Source organism: Megasphaera sp. An286 (assembly GCF_002163455.1).
Classification (GTDB): Bacteria; Bacillota; Negativicutes; order Veillonellales; family Megasphaeraceae; genus Megasphaera; species Megasphaera stantonii.
In genome coordinates, this window is sequence record NZ_NFIY01000003.1 from 71,421 (window position 1) to 94,063 (window position 22,643).

The window sequence follows — 22,643 nt, forward strand, 5'->3', positions numbered from 1 at the left end:
CCGCAACGGCAGCGGTGTATGTTTCTGCCGACTTTACGGGCTATTGCAAAGTCCCTGCACAGGGATATTACGGAACCGACGGTGACGGAACTTATCGCCGGCGTCCGGGAAACGTACCTCAAGAAAACGACAGAGTATGCTGTTACTCCTCAATCCGTACTTTATGCCCTTCATGGGCAGGGCGTTCATGCCGTTCATGAACAGTGTACTCAAGGAGATATGCTCAGCGAGATTCGTCTAAAAGATACGTTGACGAGCGGTAAATTTGATCTATACGGCAAGATTTTAGACGATACCGAAGGCGTACTGGGCGATCTGAAAATAACCAGCTCATATAAGCTCATGAAAGCCCTCGGCATCTATAAGGTTCGCGTTCCGACGGGAGAAGTCTACAAGACAGGCCTGCGAAAAGGACAAGCGAAGTATCGGAACGAGCTGCGATACGACGGCGCAAGGCATGTCTTGGACTGGGCTATGCAGCTTAACTACTACCGCATTTTACTAGAACAGGAAGGCTTTACGGTGCAGAAAATGTACATTCAGGCCATGTGCCGGGATAACAACCTGCGCATGGCTGCCGAACGGGGCATCGACCAGTCCGTCTATATTATTCCTATCTATAAAATCAGCGACCGCTGGTTGCTACGCTATTTCCATCATAAAGCCGCCCTACTCCACGAAGCCATGAAGGAACGGAAACTGCCCCCTATCTGTTCCAGCCGAGAACGATGGCATGATCGGAAATGTCTCGGCTACTGCGCCGGCCGGGCAAACTGCCCGTATGCGCGGCGGCTTCAACGAGAAAAGACAGGAAATGTAGGCTAAAGGAGGACGATAACTATGCCTCGCTATTCGAGAAGTTTAGATGATTTGCAGTCCTTGTTCCATTCTGTCGTCATCGTCAGCCAGACCGACGACAGGCATTGCATTACGGCCTATCAGGGACGATTATACCAAACCGTTTGGGATGATCGTATGGGACAATATATTTTAGAACCTATTCCATGGAAAACGTAAAGGAGCGTATGATACATGGCAAACCATGTGCAAAATGTATTACTCGTAGAAAGACAAGCCACACAAGCCGTCCGGAAATATGTCCAACGTCCAGAAAATCTATTTGATTTTACAACTATCCTCCCCCTATCGAACGCCTCACTGGAAGAAAAAATACGATGCTGGGGAACGAAAGAAAATGCCATGGGAGCCGTCTTTCATAAAGAGGACGGCTCTTTTTCATTTCAAACGCTAAACGCCCCTCCCCTACCCGTCATCGAGCAGTTGTCTAAAAAGTTTCCGAATTGTACATTTACGCTGCGCTGGGCAGACGAAGGCGGCGGAATCTGCGGCGAAGCAGCCTATCGGAACGGCTACGAACAATACAGCCTCTATCCTGCCGACGGTACTCGCTGGCAGGAAGAACTGTATGAGCTTTGCTGGGGCCAACCTATGTATATTGAAGGAGTGAATCAACCATGCAAAAATTAGCAAAAAAATTTATCGATGTCATGAAAGAGTGCAGTTACGTCGAAAAAAACGGCACGAATACATATCACAATTACCAGTATGCGACCAGTGCCGATGTATTAGCTAAAGTCAATGCTTCGCTGGTAAAACACGGCATCGCTTCCGTAGCCGTGCCGGAACTGCTGGATATGGCCGATGTAACGACTGCCAAGGGCAATGCGGAAAAGCTGGCAACGATCCAGATGCAGATTACCCTGATAGATACGGAATCGGGCGAAACCTTTACCATCGTTGGCATTGGCTCCGGGCAGGACAGCGGTGATAAGGCGGTGATGAAAGCTGAAACGGCGGCTATTAAATACGCCTATATGCTGAGTCTGGCTATCAGTACAGGTGATGATCCCGAAGCAGACCTGCAAACCGACCTTGCTACGGCTCAGCAAAAGCGACAAACTAATACGAACCCTGCCGCTCCTGTGAAACCAGTTTCCAAAGCGCAGCCGTTAGTATGCGCAGATTGTGGAGCCACCATCAGCGATAAAGTTAGCCGGTACTCGCAAAAACAATTTGGCCGTCCGCTGTGTATTCGTTGCCAACATCAGGTATCTAATATTGCCTGATTGTTAATAATCGAATGTAAACAAGATAACGCATAAAAGGCCTCGTGGGAATTACCATGAGGCCTGCTATGCTAATGACAGTATAGCAGCGGTTTAAGCGCTTGATTAAAATCGGGGAATATTTTCGAAGAAGTACTTATTGGTAATTTCATCAACTATTTCGGTATTAAATTGCGGATATTGTTGTCGCATGTAAAATAATAATTGAATAGAATCCATATTTGTTAAATTGCCTAAAGAACTAATATAACTTGTCCAGATATTATTGGGATCAATTACATTTCGAGATAAAATTTCTTCGTTAGAAGTATTGTTTACGCATTTCAAAGTAAGGGTTAAATTTTTTTCATTAGTGTTGAAGTTAAAATATTGTGGGGAGTTTTTGTCCTTAAAATAAGATGATAATATATTTGACATCTCTGAAATTTCTCTAAAGCACGCGTTGTATAATATAGAAACACATAGACAATCCATTACTGGAAAAGATATAGTAATTTGGCGAAGAAGAATTTGAGTTAATAAGTCAATAATTATAGAAAAATGAAGAGTAGTGCCATAAGAAAGGCATAATTCTAATAATTTTATCCGGGCAGATGGGAGCGGATACAGGAGAAGTATACGAATAAATTTCGTAAATGATAGGAATGTTTTTTCCTCTTGGAAGAACTCCTGATGCGGTGTAACCAGATCATAGAATTTATATAATAAATTTATGTTTGTAAGTCGTTCTAATAAATAATCGCTTTCTCTTAAAAAATCGGGAGTCAGATCTGATATTTTTATGAAGGGGAAGTCCTCAAATAAAGAAAGAAACTTTTTAAAAGAAACCGGAGGTATTTTGTTCTTTATTGGCGCGGATAAGATAGATAAAAACGGATTTTTATATATTGCAGGCGATAATAAAATTTTTAAGAGTAATAAATCATAGTGGGAATCTAATTTTAATGATTTCCTCTTCGAGAGAGGATCTTCCGATAGCTCCCCTGATAGCGGATTGTAAGCAATATATTGATAAATATAGTCGTCTATCGCTTCAGTTCTAGTTAATACGGCTAAGCATTTTTCCTTCCAGTTCGAGATTAATTGACGATATTTTTCAGCGGTTTCAGGATCGATGCCGGCCTTTTTCCAAGCAGCTACTATTGTTGTAGGGCAGGTATCTTTTGTAGCAGAAGTAGCATACAGTGCAGAGAGGAACAGCATGTCTATTAACTCGGCATAAAAACCAGCATTTTCAGCAGCAAAAAAATTTGTCAGTTTATCTATTTCATATTCCCACATAGTTTCTTTTCCTTTAAACGAAGGAGGCGGTGTGGGATAATTCGATATTAAACCGCCTATTCGGGAAAAATAATTTGTGCAAATATTTAAAGCTAGCTCAAGCGGAGGTAATAAATTCTCGTCTTCATAGATATAGCTAAGATAGGGAGTTAATAAAGCCGGGTCAATTACAGAAAGCTCTAACAATGTGTCTTGCGGAGAGAGTACAGTCAATATGTTATCTTTGAAGGTATCTGTGCCCATGGTAAATAGATTTTTCATAGTCCGCTCCTTTGGTATACAATAAATATCTATAGTTAATAAAATATAAATAAAAAAGATATAATTATACTAATATTATATCATATTTCATAAATTTTATATCTTAAAATTTTATATAAAGATATATTTCCTGAGAAGCAATTTTCCACGTATACTTAAAGCGTGAACAGAAGTTCACAATCCACATTAAAGGAGAAGATACTTATGAAACCAAAGGAACCACAATGGGAACAACTTCTTGATCCCAAAACAATGCCGATTCGGTACGATGGCCGCACGTTTTATACCCCACGGCAGCATGGACAGATTGTTGTCTGGCACGAAATCGAAAGGTCTCATCTCTTGAGAGAAATTCGTATTCACCTTCCAGAGGAGTTTAATACGCCGGAAGCTGCCAGACGGGTCAAAGATGAAATTATGACCAGTAAACGTTTTGCCATAGACCCGCCTCAGACAAAAGGAGACCGGCATGAGGTAATCACGTTGCAAGGCCGGTTGAATCTGGACACGCTGGAGGTGTTGCCGGTTGCCCCCGAAGAAAAAATATTTCATTGTTCCCTGTTTCGGTATCGGCCCAATGCCGAATGGCGCGACGCCCCGAACTTCGTTAAATTTGTTCGGACGTCCTTACACATTGATCTGGAAAAGGCTACGGGCAGTAGTGTTGTTGGCAAGCGACGTCTGTTGCTTGAAATTTTAGTATACTTGCTGACGGATCTTTGGGGCGCAAAGAAGGCCATCATTCTTTTGGGGCCTGCTTCTTCCGGGAAAACCGTATTACTCAATTTTATACGTGGTGTAGCGGGAGATGATGGATATACGGCCTTATCGCTGAGCGATTTATCTGACCGGTTCAGAGGAGCGCTAATTGCTGGACGCCCGCTTATTCTCAATGATGAAATAGGCGCGAAAATCAAAAATCTTGATTACGTAAAAAAAATAATAAGCGGCGAGCCGATCATCATCGAACGAAAAGGGGCCAACCCGTATACGTATTGTCCGCGGGTTAAGCTGTGTTTTGCAGCCAATTCACTTCCCCTGCTTCTGGAATGGGACGGCGAAGGAGCTTTTGCCAAGCGGCTGCAAGTGCTTCGGTTTCCCGTAGCTATTTCACCAGACCAATGGGACTATTCATTGGCAGAAAAAATTTTGAAGGAGCGAGATGAGATCATGAGCTGCGCCATTAAAGAAACAGCTTCCTTTATAAAACATCATGTTTTTTCTAACGATGAAGAAGGCGCTGACGTCCTGCAACAGTACCAGCGGGAAAATGACAGCCTTAAAGCGTTTCTGGAAGAACCCGGCTTTTGTAAAAAAGGAAAGGAGGAAAAATGTCTGGCCGAGGAGTTCCGGGAGTGTTACGAATCGTATTGTAAAGAAGAAGGGCTGAAGCCCATAAAGCGACACCTGCTGGGGTTGTTGGCGCAATACGGGATTGGCCATACACGGCTTCGAGATGGAAAGTATCCTAACGCCCGCGCCTATTTTACCGGCATATCTTTGACTCAAAGGGAGGCATAGCGATGGGAGATACAAAATCTCTTTCTATTCGACTGCCAACCCCGTTGGCGGACGAACTGGAGGAAAGGGCTAAACGAAATCAGGTTAACAAAAGTCAACTTGCCCGTGAAGCCGTAGAACGTTATTTGCACCCTGATTTTATCGTTCCCGTGGACATTGTTGACAGGGCTCAGTTCATCATGGTGTTGTTACAGGAAGATATTCAAGGGTGCAAGCTGGAAAGCAAAGTTAAACAGGAGGTAGAAGAGCTATGCAAGCAAATTATCGATTTGCAATTTTAAAGTGGGTAAATTACAAAAAGACATCACTGGAAGGGTTGGAAAAAACTGTTCAGTACATATGCAATCCCAAAGCGTCTCCCCGTTCATGGCAACATCATTCATTCTTGTCGTCAAAGGATCCGGTTCGGGCTTTGGCAGCGATAGACCGCCGGTATAAAAAGAACCCTGACGGGCGGTTATATAAGCAAGGTATCATTTCGTTTGGGTGTGAAGTCAACGAAGAGAACATGAACAAGGGCTTTCACATGGTAAAAGAATTACTAAAACAGTACCATGGCACATACCCGTACATTGTTGCCTTGCATACCAACGTAAAGTCCCGGTTACACGCGCATTTTGTCTTGGGAATGACGAGTATGCGGGACGGCCAGAAGTTTTCTCAATCGCCTGAAGATCTCCAGGCCTTTAATCGCCTGTATAAGAAAATTGCGATAGAAACCCGTATGCCCCCGTTAAAAGGGTATCTGCCTGTTACTAACGTTTGCCCAGAAGATGATGGTTGGGAGCATTCCGAATATGAGGACGGGTATCCTATTATCTGGAACCCAATGGAGTCTATAGCTAGATATAACGCTGCCATAGAGCAATCAACATATCTGGCTAATTCCGGTCAAGGACAAGTAAGCAATCCCACGGTGGATTTGACGGGAAATTCCTCAGATCTACTTCCGGTTGCTACGTCAAGCAGTCCGTATGAGCCAGTTTCAGTGCCGATGGGGCAATATATAATGCCAGCCATGAATGATGCCGAAATCCGAAACCTGCTTACTATGCTGTTTGCAACCCTTATACGCTCAAACATATACATGGACAACTTAAAAGCAGAAATAGAACGAGGACAAGAATCTTTGAGGGAGCAACTGGCATACTGTCAGGCCGAAAACCAGCGTCTTCGACAACAAATAGATGCATTAACTGCTCAACAAAGGGGGAACATATTATGAGTGATACGACAGCAGCTCCGGCATTGCCTCAGATTCACGTCATGACGGAACGTGAATTGGCGGAATATTTGAATTTAAGTTGCTATGCCGTACGGCGAATGAGGCTCTGCAATAAATTACCTTATTTCAAGATCGATAAAAGGGTTTTATACTGTGTCGAAGATGTCGTAGAACATATCCATCAGGAAGGTATGCGCCATATAAAAATGCAAGAACTTTCGTCGATGCAGATACCAAAAGATCCCTATTGTTTGGAATAGAAATTGTAGGGCCTGCCGACAACGGCAGGCCCGATACGTTAAGGAGGAATCAGCCATGCCTACTAAAATATTAAAAATGAAAAACGGAACCTACCGACTGGCAGTCACGCTAGGCGTAGATTTACGAGGTAAACAAATTGTCCGATATAAGACCATACAAGCTGCAACGCAAAAAGACGCGCAAAAGCAGTATCGTATGTTTGAGGCCGAACTCTTAAGCGGAAAAAATTTAAATACGGAAAAGCTGAAACTAGCTGACTTTGCCCGGCTTTGGTATAAGGACTACGTTAAACAAGAATTAGCGCCCAAAACGATTCTCAGCTATAAAAGCCATCTAGAAAAGCGAATCCTTCCCGCATTAGGACATTTGGAGCTTCAACAGCTCAAACCGATAGACATTATCCGGTTTATTCGTGAATTACAGGAAAAAGGTGTGCGGTACGATAAAAAGAAGCAGCCCTTATCGGATAAGTCCATACAGTATTGCTTTCGCGTGCTCTCCTCTATGTTGCAGGACGCTGTGGAATGGCAGCTCATAGAGGATAATCCTTGCCTGCGGGTAAAGCGCCCGCGAGTTAAACGGAAAAAAATCAAGATCCCTTCTGAAGAAGAGCTGCAAAATATATTGAAATCCTTAAAAGGAGAACCTTTGCAATATCGGGCGATCATCTATTTAGCGATAGACAGCGGCTTGCGACGAGGCGAAATATTAGGGTTGAAGTGGGCGGATATTGATTTTGACAGCCGTGAAGTTCATGTCCGGCGGAGCAACCAGAGCATTCCGGGACAGGGAACATTCAGCAAAACGCCTAAAACGGAAGAATCTATTCGTACCGTTGTCATTTCGGCCTATACCATCTCGTTGCTGAAACAACTGCATACATCGCAGCTGCGGCGGAAACTGATGCTTGCTAATAAATGGCATGATGAAGACTGGGTCTTTGCAAGATGGAATGGCGAGGCGTTATATGACGGAACTCCGTCTCTTTGGTTTTCACGTTTTTTGAAACGCAAAGGCCTTCCCCATATTCATTTTCATAGCCTGCGTCATGTGTCGGCTACCATACTCATCGCAAAGGGAATACCGTTAAAAAGCGTGAGCAGCCGGTTAGGCCACACAGATATAAAGACGACTGCCAATATCTATGTAGATGCTGTACGCTCCGTAGATGCGACGGCTGCCGAAAAAATGGACGATTTCTTTACTGGCGATGAGACCGGTCATAGCGCCGTTAAAGATAAAATCGTCATGTATCATAGGGCCTGCGGTATGTAGAGGGGCTAAAAAATAGGACTCTTGTGAAAGAGTCCTATTTTTTATGCCTAAATATATTAAATGTAGGATAAAATGCTACAAATCAAGGCGCACATAAAAACGCACAATTATGGCATAATTAGTAATATAGATAATAATGAAGGTAACGGAAGTGGTGAATGTGGTCGATAATCGAAAAAGGCTGTGCGAAATTATCGGGGCGAAAGTTCGGTATTATCGAACGATAAACAGGGTAACGCAGACGGAACTGGCGAATCGGTTGAACGTAAGCCGAAGTGTTATCGGCCGGATAGAACAAGGGACGTATAACCATGATATTAGCGTAGTACGGCTGGCGGAAATCGCTGAAGCTCTGCATATCAATACGCAGTATTTATTAACATTTACAGAATATGAGCGAAATTTGCTGGAGTGGAAAGATCCATGACGCTTTAGCATATTTTATACGAAAGAATAGGGAATATTTTCGCATTGGCAAAATATTCCCTATCTTAAGTATTGGAATAAGTAAATGAGATAACGATGGGAATGTATGCGTTTTTGGCATCATATATGTAAATTTTTATTTTTTATTTTCTGATGACGTTATATGTCATTGGGAAATTGTATGATGTGATTGGAAGAAACGAGGTGAACGAATGAATCATGCGGAACGAGTATTGACGTTATACTGGAGGTTATTACAGGGAGAACATGTTCACAAAGTAAATTTTTCAACAGAATTTCAAATAACGGAACGCTCATTTGCACGGGATATTCAGGCTATCCGGTATATGTTAGCAGAGGTACATTCGCCGGCGAGAGTATGTTTCGATAAGATGGCTGATAGTTACTATTTGTCAGATACACGGTTATCTTACATAGATGGCATGGACGTAATGGTGCTGATAAAACTATTATTAGGGACACGGGCACTGAGAAAGGACGAAATGACGCATTTGGTTCATGTCGTCGGTTCGTTTCTTTCCGCTCATGAGAAAAAGGGGGTGTCCAGTGTATTGTCTGATGCCATGGAACAGTATGAAGGCCCGGTACACAAAAAAGCCATAGTGAAAATGCAATGGGACTTAACGCAGTGCCTAATAAAACGTTGCCGGATACGGATACAGTATCAAACGTATAAAGGAGAATGTTTGGAAAGAGTTGTAATTCCTGTTGATCTGGCCTTTTCAGAGTGTTATTTTTATTTGATTGCATTTCGCGTACAAGGAAAGCCTTATGCCTACCCTGCTTTTTTCCGTATAGACCGGATTCAGTCCTTCTCCATTCTACCATCGGTGCCGGATGATGCTCCGTACTGGCAATTCCGGTTTAGCAAAATAGCGCCGTCCTTACATTTTATGTTTGGCGGCGAACAGACAGAGGCAACGCTGTGGTGCAGTACATGGGCAAAAGAAGCCGTGTTGGACAACTTTCCTAACCATCAAATTGTAGAGTATGCAAAGGATGGGGTGATATTTACAACTAATGTCTGTATAGAAGGATTTTTACGCTGGCTTCCGACGCAGGGAACGGAAATAAAAATCCTCTCGCCAAACTTTTTACAGGAATTACTGAAAAAAAGATTGGAAGCGATGATTGGTATGTATTTACAGAAAGGATAAGAAAATGATGAAATCTACATTGCAGGATACGTTAGTACGGTATATGGATGCCGGTTTTCCGATTTTATATGTTAATACGTTTGAAGAAGACAAGGCTGAAGCGATGATACGAGATATTGTCGGAGGCCGAAATATATTATCATGGAGCGTACTCGGATTTTATGATGAAAAAGCGCATGTAAGACAAGAGTGGAATTTGGCGGATACCCTTTATAGCCTCGTAACCGGGACAATTCAGGCTGATCGGAGCGTACTGATTCTACGTGATGTGCATACGTTTTTATCGGACGCGCTCGTTATAGGCTATTTGAAATATTTGTCGCGTCGTATCAATAATGGGGAAATTGATTTCACGATCCTTATACTCTCCCCTGTGGTTGTCATTCCGCCAGAGTTGGAAAAGCAACTGACCTTATTAACCATGGATTATTTAACATTGCCGGAAATTCGCCAAACTATTCGAGATTTCTGTGAGGAGCAAGAGATTACGCCTCTTCATAAGGATTTCTTTGATGAACTGGCATTGGCGTTGAAAGGATTATCAGAATTTGAAATTCGGAATATTTTAGCTTTGGCGATTTCGGACGATGGTGAAATTACGCGGGCGGATTTATCGTTGATCTTTGAACAAAAAAAGCAAATTATTCAGAAAGCCGGGATCTTAGAAATGATCCCCTTAAAAGAAAGTTTAGATGATATTGGCGGACTTGAAAGGCTCAAGCAATGGCTGCGCCGCAAGGCAAAAATCTTTAAGAGCTTGGAACAGGCAGAAAAATTTGGCGTGGATATTCCCAAGGGCGTACTCATTGTAGGGATGCCGGGTTGTGGTAAATCCTTGAACGCTAAAGCGGCGGCTAAGCTTTTCGACGTCCCGTTACTGCGGTTGGATATGGGCCGAATTATGGGAAAATACGTTGGAGAATCAGAAGCGAATATGCGACGGGCTATTGCGTTGGCCGAGGCTATTTCTCCTTGCGTATTATGGATCGATGAACTAGAAAAAGCCTTTGCCGGTACAGGCGGCGAAGGCGGCGGTGCGGAAGTGACAACACGACTGTTTGGAACCTTCCTGACATGGTTGCAGGAAAAGGAAAGTCTGGCTTTTGTTGTAGCAACGGCAAATGACATTACGAAAATGCCGCCGGAATTATTACGAAAAGGCCGTTTTGATGAAATTTTTTATATAGCCCTCCCTAAAAATGAAGAACGGCGAACTATTTTTTCAATACATATTCGCAAGAGACGGCCTGATGATGTGCAAGCAATCAATTTGGATAAGTTGGTTTCGTTGACCACGGGGTATAGTGGCGCTGATATTGAAGGTGTAGTCAGAGACAGTGTTGAAGAAGCGTTTACGAAAGGTAAGGATCGTATTACTACGCAGGATATAGAAGCGGCGATTAAAGATACGCACTCGTTGTCAGAAATCATGAAAGATTCGCTGGATAAGATGGCTAAGGTTTATCAGGAACGCAAATTTAAGAACGCATCGGAATGAGGAGTGAACAGGCATGAAAGAAGCAAATTCAAGAGAATATATAGAAACAGAGGTTATTGAAACTGACAACATAACGATTCAAGGGAAGCCTGTACTTAGTGAAAAAGACGCTGCGGCATTGCAGCCTATTATTAAGGATTTTATGGCGTCATATGCGGCCAAACCTGCCGATGTAACTGATGAAACATGGCTTATAGAAAAACTTCAGGCAGAACTCCCGGATAAGCCGGTTGCAGAGATACGCGCTATGGGACAAGAAATTTTACAGGAAGTAGCCCGGTTTGATGAAAACTTAGCGTCTGTTCGTACCGCGTGCGATAATGGGCAGACGAAAGAAGGTTGGTTTCGGGATAAAGCACAGGAAGCTGCTATCGGAATCAGTGTCAATGACTATGGCGCTTACTTGCAGCAAATTGATACGGCACTATCGCAAAGTAATGCGGCGATGGCGGAAGCTGTTTTGACAAAAAGCGGAGCCATAAATATGAATCCGAATTTGGATGGCTTTATTGCAGAACAGCAAACTGCTAATTCCTTTAATCAGGCGGCCGCATTAAAAAACTCTCCGTATCGGGCGGAAGTATTAGTGCCGGACGGAGAGGGATATGGGAAAAACTCTGTTGATATAGTGATTCGAGATACGCGGAAAATGACGCAAAATATCGTACGTCGTTACCAATTAAAGTTTGGGCAGGACGCAGAGGCGACGGCCCGGTATATCCAGCATGGAGATTACCGGGGACAACGCGTGGTAGTCCCGGAAGGGCAAAGTGAAGGTGTCCAACACTGTCTGGACACGCAACGCAAAGTCAGCGAATACATAGAAAGTCCTGATGGTGTACGCTCCAAGCCGATCAGCAAAGAGCGGGCAAAACGTATGCAGGAAGAAGTACAGCAGGGAAAGGGAAGCCCGAATGTGTCGTGGAACTCGTATAATACGCGGGAACTGGCTTTTCAGATTGGGAAGCAAGCCGCGTTTACCGGAGTAGCGGCGGCTGCGATTGGTACGGGATTCCATTTAGCGTCTAAGTACATACAAGGAGAAAAAATTGACGGTGAAGAAGTAGTCGCGACGGCGTTGACAACAGGCGCAGATGCCGGCATTAAAGCGGCGGCGACAGGCGCATTAAAAGTAGGCGTAGAGCGGGGACTCGTACCTGTCTTACGAGGAATCCCCAATAATGGATTAGTTGCGATTGCCTGTACAGGTATTGAATCAGCTAAAATTTTAGGCCAATTTGCCGATGGCAAAATCAGCGGCATGGAAGCTGTAGATAAAATGGGGCAAGTGGCGGTCTCGACAGTCTATGGATTGTCTTGGGGAGCTAAAGGAGCCGCTATTGGCGCAGTGGCATTAAGCTGGATTCCCTTAGTAGGGCCTGTCATAGGTGGATTTATCGGCGGAACCATTGGATATATGGCCGGTTCTAAGGTAGGCAGTGCCATATATAGCGGGGCAAAAAAGATTGGCAAGGTTGCCAAGTCGGTAGCTAAGACTGCTTGGAATGGAGTCAAAGCGGGGGCAAGAGCTATTGGTAGTGGCATAAAATCTGTTGCTTCAACTATATTATCATGGTTTTAAAAAATTAATGGAGTGTAGTGATAATGGCGAAGAAAATAAAATTTGCATTAACAATGAAAGATGGCGTGAAAGTGCGGACGTTGGAAGAACTGCAAGCTCATTTTGATTTGGAAACGATTATCGGATATTTCCTTGACGGCAAGCTGGAAAAGTGGCTGGAAGATCGCTATTATGATGAAAAAGTCAAAGCTTTGAGGCAACTGGATGCGAACCTGCCGGACATAAGGGCTATTTGTAACATTTTAGAAGTTCCATATGCTGAAACGGTAAAGTTGGATATAGACGGCATACAAGAGCAGAACGAAAAATTGGATATATTAAAACAGCTTACAGACGATGACAACGTATTAGCTAATATTTCAAAAGTCGCTTTTTCGCAGGACGAATTAGAGGCGCTCTTAGCGCGGGGGGAGCGGACTATTTATCTGTGTGGGGAGACGTTTTCTATTTCTTTAAAATGGGAAAATCGGACGTATATTGGCGTGGGGAAAACGCCTTATATAACCATAAAAGAAGAGATTTCCCTTAAAACACTAGAGCAGTGCCAAATTTCTTTTGTTAATATACGGGTACCTGAATATGCGCATTCAGTACAGACCTTGAATACGGAGGAACAAGGTTCGACATGTCATAGAAAGCATAGTACTTATAAAGCATCTCAAGCTTTTGATTTTATGTTGAACAATCAGCAACGCAAAGAGAGTGAAACGTTATTTGACTGCATTATAGAAGAACTGGAAAATTATCAATTCAATCCTGATAAAGAAAGCGATAAATTACTAAAAGTTATAGAAAATAATTTGTCAGGGTATATATTTGATCCAGATTATAAAAAAATTTATTAAATGTAATTCAATATGGCAACTTGAATGGGTATTTTCAACATTTTTTGAAACGTATGGTATGGGAGGAAATTCTAATGGAAACTGTAAATGAAGTAAAATTGACTAAGTTTGAAATGATAGTAAGGGAAACTTGTAAGTGGTTGTATCCTTATGAATCTCACTTTGTAGAACTTCCTTTTTACTTACCTGTTTTAGACAGTTCTAAAATTAAAAAATATTTGGAAAATGCGTATATAAAAAAAATATATACAATATGCTTTAATAAGAGAAATAGCGAATTAGGTCCTGAGGTACAGTACTTGCGTTCAAAGATAGAAGAGATAAAGAAGGTCCAAACACTATGTAGAGTAAGCGGATATTATAGTGGTGAGTATACTATTCCTTGTTATAAAATTCGTGGCGGATTGATATTTTGGGCTTTAGTTTTAGTAGCTATAGACGAAGAATTTTATAAGAATGAAGTTAATATGATTGCTGATTTAGCGTATATGTTGGATTTTAACGAGGACATGATGGCAGATTGGATTCAAGCTGTTAAATACCTGCTTGATGGAAATATGTTCAATGAAAATATGAACATTGATTTTAAAACGGCTGAAGCAAAGTTATTTTTTAAACATGAAAGAAAATCATTTTTTTAACATGAAGGATTAGACTAATTTTATTTTACTTATGCTATTCAGCTGTTTAATAAATTTAAATAATTGATGAAAGAAGTGCTCGTGATAAGAAGTATGGTGATATTACATGGAAGAATCAAAAAGAATAGCGGTATTCTTAGATTTGTTGGGCTTTTCTGAATTAGTAAAAAGAGATAAGGAGGCAGCATACAACAACTTGAATAAAGTTAGTAGGCATATACATACGATGTATAGTGATTGGAAAAAATTAAAGAAACGGAATTTATCTAGTGAGGAAAGAGAATTATTTTTGAGAACTTCTGTTGATTCATTTGAATATCTGCTATTTATTAGTGATTCGTTAATTATTGGGGCACGTGCTCAGGAAATAGAACTATTTATTTGCCAATTAAGTAATTTTATTTCAAAACTGGTCATAGAACAACTAGAAAATTTTCAACGGCGAATTGAAAATAATATTGATGAGGTCAAAGATTATAATACGATAAATGGATCTTTGGAAGGGGAGATTTCATACCCCAATGCATTTCCTATTTTATTTAGAGGTGGAATGGCAGTTGGAGATGCTGTATTTCATATGGAGCCCAGAATAGCAGATAAAAAATATTCCCAGTTAAAAAACTTGAATGTGTATGGCAAAGCGTATGTAGAGGCTGTACATTTGGAAAGTAGTGGCAAAGGGCCACGTGTCTTTTGTAGGGAACAAGATGTTATTGATCTAAAAGAAGAACTTCCAGCAGTTCAAAAAGTTAAAAATGAAGTGTACGAAATAATTTGGCCTTATTATACTTGTCTAAGTAAATCAATTGAACATTGTCCTGAAAAAGCAAAAGAGAATATAAATAAAGTTATTGAAGAGTTATTAAGTCCTGCTTTGAATTTAAGTACTTATTATTGGAAAGAAGGTGCCATCTCAGAACATTATATGGAATTATTGCGACTAATTTGGAAGGGGATTATTCTCTATGCTGAAAAATGTTTAGATGATAGAGAGGTTGAGAAAATAAAACAATATATGGATCAACAGTGGTATAAAAACTTAGAGCAATCATTTTTGAATAAAGAAGGATTTTTATAATATTCTGAAAACTGGGGTAATTAAAATTTAGTTAGTATTTTTTAGCAGTCCGAAGTTTCGGGCTGCTTTTTTTACAAACTAAAGTTTTTTGTCATAAGATACTACTAAACCATAGTAAGCTAGCAATTAGTGCGCTACTAAGGTAAAGAAAATTGTAATATCTATTCTGCTCTTAGGAGTCTAAAAATGTACTTAAGAGTGGTAAATCACAAATCGCTTTACAGACAAAGATATTGGGACAGTTATAACTTTTTATGAAGACAATATATGGATAGCGTTCAAGAAGTGATAGCAGGGTTAAAATCTTTTTATACCAGGATACCGATTTGTCACACAAGGATTGTATGACAGGTTAAATAGCCGGAAAAATGCAATTTCAGCGCCTTTATGTAAGGAGCGCTATGATAGCAGCCAGTGCAACACATTTTTCTTTTGGATACCGTCGTAATTCATATCGCCGAATACTTCATCTAGCGTCAGCAGATATTTCGGGTAGTTATCCCGGATTTTCCGTAACGGCGCTAATTCTCGCGCCAAAACGTGTTCATCTAGCGTGGTCTGGGTGACTTGAAAATAGGTCGGCATACTGTCGCGGATCGCAACAAAATCTACTTCGCCGTCTGCGCCAAACTGGCCGACGTATACTTCGGGGTATCGCCGCTTTAGTTCCAAATAGACGATATTTTCAAGAATATGCCCGATGTCGGAGTCTTGGCTTCGTACTAATAAGCTCCGCATGGCTACGTCGCAGACGTAATATTTGTTCATAGAGGCCAACAATTTCTTCCCTTTAATGTTGTAGCGGCGTGCCTCATAAAATAACAGGCTGTCTGTCAAGCCGCGGAGATAGCGGTCTACGGTTTTAGGGTCTATTTTCATTCGTTGCGAAGTCATGGTATTAGCGATTGTAGTTGGGGACGTCCGGTTGCCAATGTTGTGCATCAAAAATCGCGTAATGTTTTCCAGCATATTCACGTCGGCTACGTTCAAACGTTTTACAATATCATTGAGCAGGATTGTATTGTATATACCGCTCATATATTCCCGCGCCTCTTGCTCCCCGTAGCCGTATCGCACTGCATAGGGAAAGGAACCGTTTCGGACATATAGGTTGAAGGTTTCGTTTACGGATAGATTTTCGTCAGCCAGACCAGAATAAAATTCTTTAAAAGAAAGAGGCAGCATAGATAACTCTACATAACGGCCAGTCAATAACGTGGCTAATTCGCCGGAAAGCATGTAGCCGTTTGAGCCGGTAAGGTATAGATCGCAGTTTTCACGCAATAAAAGGCTGTCTACGGCTTTTTCGTAATTTGCTACGTGTTGTACTTCGTCCAGAAAGATATAATTCATCTGACCTTCAAGAAGCCGATTTTTAATGTAGTTATACAGTGCTTTATAATCTGTCAAATCTTCAAAGTCTAAATCTTCAAAATTGATGGCTACTATTTGTTCTTTAGCGACGCCATGGGTGAGCAAATAATCTTGGTACATGGAAAATAATGTTGATTTCCCGCAACGCCGCACGCCTGTTACTACCTTGATGATTTGTTGATCTTTCCATTTTAGAAGCCAATGGAGATATGTTGTTCGTTCTATTCGTTTCATGACAATACCCTCCTTTATCAATAGTATATTCCATACAAAATAAGATTTCAACAATAAACGGAATATATTCCATTTACTGTCGAAATCTTGGATTTATTGGAATTTGTTTTTTATGAAATAGAATAAAAAAATTTATGACACAACTGACACAGCCAACACAATAAATATTTTAATTTGATAATATATTTTAATATTGCAGATGTAAAATAATGATTAAAAATAACTATGTGCTTTGAAAATGCGGGCTTTAAGCTAAAGAGACGGAAACTATAAAAAGTTCAAGGTACATTCTAGGTACATTTCATACAAAAAAACGGGTTCCCGAAATCGGGAACCCGCATGTTTTCTGGAGCCACTAATAGGATTCGAACCTACGACCCTCTCATTACGAATGAGATGCTCTGCCAGCTGAGCTATAGTGGCGAGTACTCTGTTATTATATGCGGAGATGGATGTTTTGTCAATACTTTTTTTGAAATAATTTGAATTTGTGTGAAGGGCTGTCAGCAAATATTGTAAGAGAGCAAAAAAAAAGAAATGGCCGGAACCATTTCTTTTTCTGCTAACGTTATTCTTTTAGGTAGACGGCGAAGACCCGTGCCGGGAAGCCGACGCCGTTTTTTACCTTGGGGAAGGTGACGAAGATGATGGCTCCTGTCGGAGGAAGAGCGTCGAGGTTGGTCATGAGTTCGACTTGCAGCCTGTCTGTTTCTAAGATATAGATTTCGCCGGCAAAGTTGACATTGGCTCCCGGGGCGTCCGTGTCAGCTGTTTCGTGTCCAATTGCGCCGATATGGCGTTCTTCGACGAGCCAATGCAGCGCGTCCAGCTTCCAGCCGGGATAATGGGGCTGATTGTTTTCATCGTAGTTGTTCATGTCTGGCCGCTTGGACCAGTCGGACCGGAAGGCAACAAAGGCGCCTTCGGGAATGGGGCCGTGCTCCTGCTCCCATTCCCGAAGGTCGGCAATGGTCAGCTCGTAGTCGGCGTCTGCTGCACAGGCTGCCGATTTATCGATGACGACGAGAGGATATACCATTTCCTTCAGCGTCATTTGGTCCAGCGTACGCGCTCCTTGAACGAAGTGGCCCGGGGCGTCGACGTGGGTGCCGAATTGGCCGGCAGGAATGACGTATTTGTCGGAGTGGAAAATGCAGTCAGGACTAAAATCGTAAATGACTTCGGTGGTCAAATCGCCGAAGCCGTACCAATGGGGCGTCGCAGGACTTAGTTCATGCGTTAAATCTACCCAGCAGTATGCCGGAGATTTTAATTCGTTGACGAATTCCCATAATTTCATCATATAAAGCCCTCCCTTCGTAATAGACGATGTGCTGCGTTTCAGCATATATACAAATTTCTATAGTGATGAAAGGATTCCTTCTGATAAACGAGAAATTTATATGAATTAATGAAACTAATTCATTGCATGAAAAGTAAAAATATATGTATTCGAAAATAATAAAAGAACACGATTATCTTGCACAATGAATTTGAATTCTATGTTATAAGAGTTAAAGATACCAAAGTTGATGTCAGCGCAGCATCGGGGAGGGATTAGAGATGAAAAATCGATTTTTAGACAAGTTCCGCAGCGGTGAGCCTTCTGTCGGGACGTTTTTTGAAATGGGCGGGCCGGCTGTCGGGGAAATGATCGCCTTGACGGATTTGGATTATTTTGTGATTGACGGCGAGCACGGGCCCTATGACGTGCTTCAGGCTGCCGATATCATCCGGGCGGCCGAAGGCGCCGGCACGGCGGCTCCCTTTGTGCGGGTGAAAGACAGCCAGCGCAATTCCATTCTGCGCATGCTCGACGTCGGCGCGAAGGGCTTGATTATCCCGCAGGTGCAGAGCGTCGACGAGGTGCGGCGCATCGTCGAATACGGAAAATATTATCCCGTCGGCAGCCGGGGATTCGCGCCGACGCGCAATTCGCTGTACGGCTGCTCGGACGACGCAAAAGGGAGCGTGCAGGAGTATTTCGACCGATGCAATGCGTCGCAGCTGCTGATTCCGCAGTGCGAGACGATGGGCTGCTTGGCGGCTATTGAAGAGATTGCTGCCGTAGACGGCGTCGACGGGATCTTTGTCGGGCCCTATGATTTGTCCGTCGCCATGGGCGCGCCGGCGCAGTTTGACCGGCCGGAATTTGCCGCCGCCTTGACGCGGGTGCTGGAAGCGGTACAGCGTGCCGGTAAGTTCTGCATTATCTACGCCGATACGGAAGACGCGGCGGTGAAACGTTTTTCCGAGGGATTTGACAGCGTGGCCTTGTCCATGGACTGCATCTTGTACCAGCGGGCAATCAACGGGGCCGTCGCCGCGATCAAAGGGGCCTTATAGCGGTTGCCTTGCAGTGCGCCTCCTGATATAATAGAAATGGTTTTACGCAGGTTACGAACCGATGAAGGATAACGACTGCGGCATGGATGTCATGCCCTTCGTTATCCTTTTTTAGTATGGGAGGGAGATACGAATGAAAAAAGAGATTCGCCGCTATGCATGGAAGGATGGAAAAACGCTGACGATAGGGGAAAAGACGCTGATTATGGGCATACTGAACTATACGCCCGACTCGTTTTCCGACGGCGGCAAATGGAATCGCATAGACGATGCCCTGCGTCATATGGAGGAGATGGTCGCCGACGGGGCGGACATCATTGATATCGGCGCAGAATCTACGCGCCCGGGCCATCAGGCGATTACGGCGGAGGAGGAAATCGAGCGGCTTCGCGGCATCTTGCCGAAGCTGGCCGCCGCTTGCCCCGTGCCTATTTCCGTCGATACGTACAAAGCGGAAACGGCGGCCTATGCCGTGGACATGGGCGCCCATATCATCAACGATATCTGGGGGCTCCAGTATGAGGCAGAGCCGGGACAGATGGCAGCCGTCGCTGCGGCAAAGGACGTGCCGGTCGTGGCGATGCACAATCAAAACGGCACGGAGTATACAGATATAATCGGCGATATGAAGGCCTTTTTTGCCTGTACGGCCGAGCTGGCCGCCGAAGCGGGACTTGCGCAGAGCAAGCTCATCTTCGACCCGGGCATCGGCTTTGGCAAGACCTTTGCCCAAAACATATACGTCATGAAGCATTTGCGCGAACTGACGGCCCTGCCGTATCCGATGCTCCTCGGCCCCAGCCGCAAGCGGTTCATCGGCGAAGTCCTCGACTTGCCGGCAGAAGAGCGGATGGAAGGGACGGGCGCGGCCTGCGTCGTCGGCGTGTTGGCGGGCTGCGCGATCATGCGGGTCCACGACGTCAAGCCGATTGCCCGCATGTGCCGCATGGCCGACGCGCTGCGCGAAGACGACGGCTCGAGGTAATCTGGCTACAGGGTATAGGTATGCGGAAATTTTTCTGAATTCATGCAAAATACGGGGCTGGTTATGGATATATATGGTACAATAAGAGTGTACAACGCGGATTTGCATGAACGAGGAGGAATACCGTATGAGTCGTGAAGTGACGGATTGGATGAATATAGCCCAGTGCTTTTATTGGAGCAACGAGCGGCTGCTGCAGTTTTCCCAGCAGTTTTCCGCTGAAATAGAGCGCGTCCTGGCTGGACAGCCTTCATCGCTTCAAGCCGTTAAGTCGTATTTGTCCCTGCCGACGGGCAGGGAGCAGGGGACCTACCTGGCTCTCGACTTCGGCGGCACGAATGTGCGCGTCTCCCGGATTCGCCTGCTGGGGCACCATTGCTTTATCGTGGAGAAAAAGATTTCCCGTCCCTTGAAGCAGGACGGAGAATACAATTATATGACGGCTCAGACGACGGCGGACGAATTGTTCGATTTCATTGCCGATCTCGTCGGCGAAGCGGCCGGCGGCAATAAGCCCTTCTATTTAGGCCATACCTTTTCCTTCGGCGTGGCACAGCACGACGTCGGCGACGCCCGGTTTCTGCAGTGGTCGAAGGAAATTACCGTCGCCGGAGCCGAAGGCCGCATGGTCAACGACATGCTTCGCCAGGCCTTGGTGCGAAAGGGCCTGGACGACATCATTCCCGTCGCGCTGCTCAACGATACGACGGCCTTGCTGCTGGCGGCGGGATATCAGCACGGCCAGTCCCAGGTCGGCATCATCTGCGGGACGGGGTTTAATATGTGCTATTACGAGCCGCGCTGGGATATGATCGTGAGCCTGGAAGCCGGCGGATACGACGGCATGGCCCGGACGAACTGGGATATTGCCGTAGACGAAGCGTCGCAGCAGCCGGGATACCATCAGCTGGAAAAGATGGTCAGCGGCGCCTATCTGAGCGAAATATACCGCCGCGTCGCCATGGAGTATTTGGAAGCCGAATCCATGCCGCCCTTTACGACGGAGGCGATGAATCATATCGTGGCGAACGACAGCCCGGCCGAAGGGCGGCTGCTCATGGGGCGCGTGTGGAAGCGGATCGTCGCCCTGCAGGACGTTAAGCCCCTGCGCAGCATCGGCGCGGCCGTGTTCGTGCGTTCGGCCCAGCTGACGGGGGCGTCCTGCTTCGGCGTGCTCCGCCATTTGTATCCCGACGGCGCGATTCCTGCCCAGACCATCGCCGTAGAAGGCAGCGTCCTAGAGCATGTGCGGGGCAGCTTATTCATGCTGGAAGACGCCCTGCACATTTGCCAGGCCGGCTTCGCAAGAGGGAAAAAGATCGAGGCGTCGCCCGTTTTGGTTAAGGACGGTCCTTCTGTCGGTGCGGCCATCGCCGCGGCTATGGCTGCCCATCATTAGCCGGGCAGGCCGGCTTCCGGCCTAAATCGCGGAGCATTTCCATATCGGCAGACTGGTCGTTTCCCTTCGTCGTCAAGTAGCCGCCGATCATGAGGCCGTTGAGTCCCCCTGTCAGGGCGAAGGGCTGGAGGGAGCGCAGGTTTACTTCCCTGCCGCCGGCAGTGCGGATCAGGGCCTGCGGCAGGATGAAGCGGAATACGGCGAAGGCCCGCAGTATTTCAAGGGGCGGAAGCTGCGGCGCATGGGCCAGCGGCGTTCCCTGAATGGGCGTGAGGATGTTCAGGGGAATGGAGCGGATGCCGAGCCGTTTCAGCGTAAAGGCCATTTCTACGCGCTGCCGCGGCGATTCGCCCAATCCCAATATGCCGCCGGAGCAGACGGAGACCCCTGCGTCCTGGACGGCGCGGATCAGGCGGATTTTGTCGTCTATCCCATGGGTCGAACAAATATGAGAAAAATATGACGGAGCCGTTTCGATATTGGCGTGGTAATGAGATACGCCGGCGCGTTTGAGCTCTCTGGCCTGGGAGGCCGTAATCAGGCCGAGGGAACAGCAGGCCTGCAGCCCTGCGTCCCGGATAGAGGAAATCGCGCGCAGGATTTCGGCGAATTCGGCTCCTTCCCGGACGGAGCGCCCGCTGGTCACGATGGAAAAGCGGGACGCTCCCTTTTCTTTGGCCTTTTTGGCGGCGTCCAGTATCGCGGCCTTGTCCAGCAGCGGATAGGACTGGATATTCGTTTGGTAATGAGACGATTGGGCGCAAAACCGGCAGTCTTCGGGACAGCTGCCGGAACGGCTGTTAAGGATGGCGCAGCAGCTTACGGCGTCGCCGCAGAAATGCTGGCGGATCTTGTCGGCCAGGGCCAGCAGCAGGGGCGTGTCGGTGTCGGGCAAGGTGATGAGCCGTTCTCCTTCTTCCGGCGTAATTTCCCCTCCGGACAATACCTTTTCAGCGTATGAGCAAAGCTCGGCAATCTTCATGATAAAACCTCCTTGGACGTTTTTTGTAAGTATACTAAACTGTTGGTAATAAATCAACTTCTTACAAGTAAATAAAAGTTAACAATAAGAGCTGTGTATACTTTTTATAGCCCTAAACTTGTACAGATATTTTGTTTGTCAGCTCTTTTCACTAGGCCAGTTTT

The 22,643-nt window shown here is 44.8% G+C and carries 23 protein-coding genes and 1 tRNA gene; 19 read left to right on the forward strand and 5 right to left on the reverse strand.

Annotated elements, in window-relative coordinates; genetic code table 11:
- The first annotated feature begins 18 nt into the window (after positions 1-18).
- From B5F80_RS02575 to B5F80_RS02585, 4 genes are read left to right on the forward strand one after another with little or no spacing between them, the layout of a single operon-like run.
- Positions 19-825, forward strand: coding sequence for a hypothetical protein (locus B5F80_RS02575; protein WP_204246326.1), 807 nt, complete (start codon positions 19-21; stop codon positions 823-825).
- A 15-nt stretch (positions 826-840) separates the two neighbouring features.
- Complete coding sequence (locus B5F80_RS11240; protein WP_158099948.1) at positions 841-1,017, forward strand: hypothetical protein; 177 nt, start codon at positions 841-843, stop codon at positions 1,015-1,017.
- Positions 1,018-1,032: 15 nt separating this feature from the next.
- Positions 1,033-1,488 carry a hypothetical protein gene (locus B5F80_RS02580; protein ID WP_087477258.1) on the forward strand — a complete coding sequence of 152 codons (456 nt, stop codon included), beginning with the start codon at positions 1,033-1,035 and terminating at the stop codon, positions 1,486-1,488.
- Positions 1,476-2,087: an ERF family protein gene (locus B5F80_RS02585; protein WP_087477259.1), complete on the forward strand. Its 612-nt coding sequence runs from the start codon at positions 1,476-1,478 to the stop codon at positions 2,085-2,087. Before B5F80_RS02580 ends, B5F80_RS02585 begins: the two co-directional genes overlap by 13 nt.
- Positions 2,088-2,192: 105 nt before the next feature.
- On the opposite strand, the gene B5F80_RS02590 is transcribed toward B5F80_RS02585, so the two are convergent.
- Positions 2,193-3,629 carry a hypothetical protein gene (locus B5F80_RS02590; RefSeq protein WP_087477260.1) on the reverse strand — a complete coding sequence of 479 codons (1,437 nt, stop codon included), beginning with the start codon at positions 3,627-3,629 and terminating at the stop codon, positions 2,193-2,195.
- Positions 3,630-3,833: 204 nt separating this feature from the next.
- Here B5F80_RS02590 and B5F80_RS02595 point away from each other — a divergent pair, with 204 nt between their 5' ends.
- The 12 genes from B5F80_RS02595 (at position 3,834) to B5F80_RS02650 (ending at position 15,159) form a co-directional block, all read left to right on the forward strand.
- Positions 3,834-5,150, forward strand: a complete 1,317-nt coding sequence (locus B5F80_RS02595) for a phage/plasmid primase, P4 family (RefSeq protein WP_087477261.1) — start codon at positions 3,834-3,836, stop codon at positions 5,148-5,150.
- A 2-nt stretch (positions 5,151-5,152) separates the two neighbouring features.
- Positions 5,153-5,431, forward strand: coding sequence for a ribbon-helix-helix protein, CopG family (locus tag B5F80_RS02600; RefSeq protein ID WP_087477262.1), 279 nt, complete (start codon positions 5,153-5,155; stop codon positions 5,429-5,431).
- Positions 5,401-6,375, forward strand: coding sequence for a relaxase/mobilization nuclease domain-containing protein (locus B5F80_RS02605; protein ID WP_087477263.1), 975 nt, complete (start codon positions 5,401-5,403; stop codon positions 6,373-6,375). The genes B5F80_RS02600 and B5F80_RS02605 overlap by 31 nt, the downstream gene beginning before the upstream one ends.
- Positions 6,372-6,635, forward strand: coding sequence for a helix-turn-helix domain-containing protein (locus B5F80_RS02610; protein ID WP_087477264.1), 264 nt, complete (start codon positions 6,372-6,374; stop codon positions 6,633-6,635). The genes B5F80_RS02605 and B5F80_RS02610 overlap by 4 nt, the downstream gene beginning before the upstream one ends.
- Positions 6,636-6,690: 55 nt before the next feature.
- Positions 6,691-7,911 carry a tyrosine-type recombinase/integrase gene (locus B5F80_RS02615; protein WP_087477265.1) on the forward strand — a complete coding sequence of 407 codons (1,221 nt, stop codon included), beginning with the start codon at positions 6,691-6,693 and terminating at the stop codon, positions 7,909-7,911.
- 136 nt (positions 7,912-8,047) lie between these two features.
- Positions 8,048-8,338 carry a helix-turn-helix transcriptional regulator gene (locus B5F80_RS11470; RefSeq protein WP_087477266.1) on the forward strand — a complete coding sequence of 97 codons (291 nt, stop codon included), beginning with the start codon at positions 8,048-8,050 and terminating at the stop codon, positions 8,336-8,338.
- Between the two features lie 211 nt (positions 8,339-8,549).
- Entirely contained in the window at positions 8,550-9,515 is a 966-nt protein-coding gene (locus tag B5F80_RS02625) for a WYL domain-containing protein (RefSeq protein WP_087477267.1), read from the forward strand.
- A gap of 4 nt (positions 9,516-9,519) precedes the next feature.
- Entirely contained in the window at positions 9,520-11,013 is a 1,494-nt protein-coding gene (locus B5F80_RS02630) for an AAA family ATPase (RefSeq protein ID WP_087477268.1), read from the forward strand.
- 13 nt (positions 11,014-11,026) lie between these two features.
- Positions 11,027-12,595 (forward strand): hypothetical protein, encoded by a 1,569-nt coding sequence (locus B5F80_RS02635; RefSeq protein WP_087477269.1) that lies wholly within the window; start codon positions 11,027-11,029, stop codon positions 12,593-12,595.
- Positions 12,596-12,618: 23 nt separating this feature from the next.
- A complete protein-coding gene (locus tag B5F80_RS02640; RefSeq protein WP_087477270.1) occupies positions 12,619-13,440 on the forward strand; it encodes a hypothetical protein in 822 nt (273 codons plus the stop codon).
- A gap of 74 nt (positions 13,441-13,514) precedes the next feature.
- Positions 13,515-14,081: a hypothetical protein gene (locus tag B5F80_RS02645; protein ID WP_087477271.1), complete on the forward strand. Its 567-nt coding sequence runs from the start codon at positions 13,515-13,517 to the stop codon at positions 14,079-14,081.
- 106 nt (positions 14,082-14,187) lie between these two features.
- Positions 14,188-15,159, forward strand: coding sequence for a hypothetical protein (locus B5F80_RS02650; RefSeq protein WP_087477272.1), 972 nt, complete (start codon positions 14,188-14,190; stop codon positions 15,157-15,159).
- Positions 15,160-15,558: 399 nt separating this feature from the next.
- Here the strand turns inward: B5F80_RS02650 and B5F80_RS02655 are convergent, their stop codons facing one another.
- The 3 genes from B5F80_RS02655 to B5F80_RS02665 form a co-directional block, all read right to left on the reverse strand.
- Positions 15,559-16,767 carry an ATP-binding protein gene (locus tag B5F80_RS02655; protein ID WP_087477273.1) on the reverse strand — a complete coding sequence of 403 codons (1,209 nt, stop codon included), beginning with the start codon at positions 16,765-16,767 and terminating at the stop codon, positions 15,559-15,561.
- A 347-nt stretch (positions 16,768-17,114) separates the two neighbouring features.
- Positions 17,115-17,190 (reverse strand) — tRNA-Thr (locus tag B5F80_RS02660).
- Between the two features lie 145 nt (positions 17,191-17,335).
- On the reverse strand, positions 17,336-18,070 hold the full coding sequence (locus B5F80_RS02665; protein ID WP_204246327.1) for a cyclase family protein: 735 nt from the start codon (positions 18,068-18,070) through the stop codon (positions 17,336-17,338).
- Between the two features lie 260 nt (positions 18,071-18,330).
- Here B5F80_RS02665 and B5F80_RS02670 point away from each other — a divergent pair, with 260 nt between their 5' ends.
- From B5F80_RS02670 to B5F80_RS02680, 3 genes are all read left to right on the forward strand, one after another.
- Positions 18,331-19,113, forward strand: coding sequence for an aldolase/citrate lyase family protein (locus B5F80_RS02670; RefSeq protein ID WP_087477274.1), 783 nt, complete (start codon positions 18,331-18,333; stop codon positions 19,111-19,113).
- A 133-nt stretch (positions 19,114-19,246) separates the two neighbouring features.
- Positions 19,247-20,098 (forward strand): dihydropteroate synthase, encoded by an 852-nt coding sequence (gene folP, locus B5F80_RS02675; protein WP_087477275.1) that lies wholly within the window; start codon positions 19,247-19,249, stop codon positions 20,096-20,098.
- Positions 20,099-20,225: 127 nt separating this feature from the next.
- The gene (locus tag B5F80_RS02680; protein ID WP_087477276.1) at positions 20,226-21,497 is read left to right on the forward strand and encodes a hexokinase; all 1,272 of its coding nucleotides are present in this window, start codon (positions 20,226-20,228) and stop codon (positions 21,495-21,497) included.
- On the opposite strand, the gene bioB is transcribed toward B5F80_RS02680, so the two are convergent.
- The gene (gene bioB / locus B5F80_RS02685; RefSeq protein WP_087477277.1) at positions 21,478-22,479 is read right to left on the reverse strand and encodes a biotin synthase BioB; all 1,002 of its coding nucleotides are present in this window, start codon (positions 22,477-22,479) and stop codon (positions 21,478-21,480) included. The genes B5F80_RS02680 and bioB overlap by 20 nt on opposite strands.
- Between the last annotated feature and the right edge of the window lie 164 nt (positions 22,480-22,643).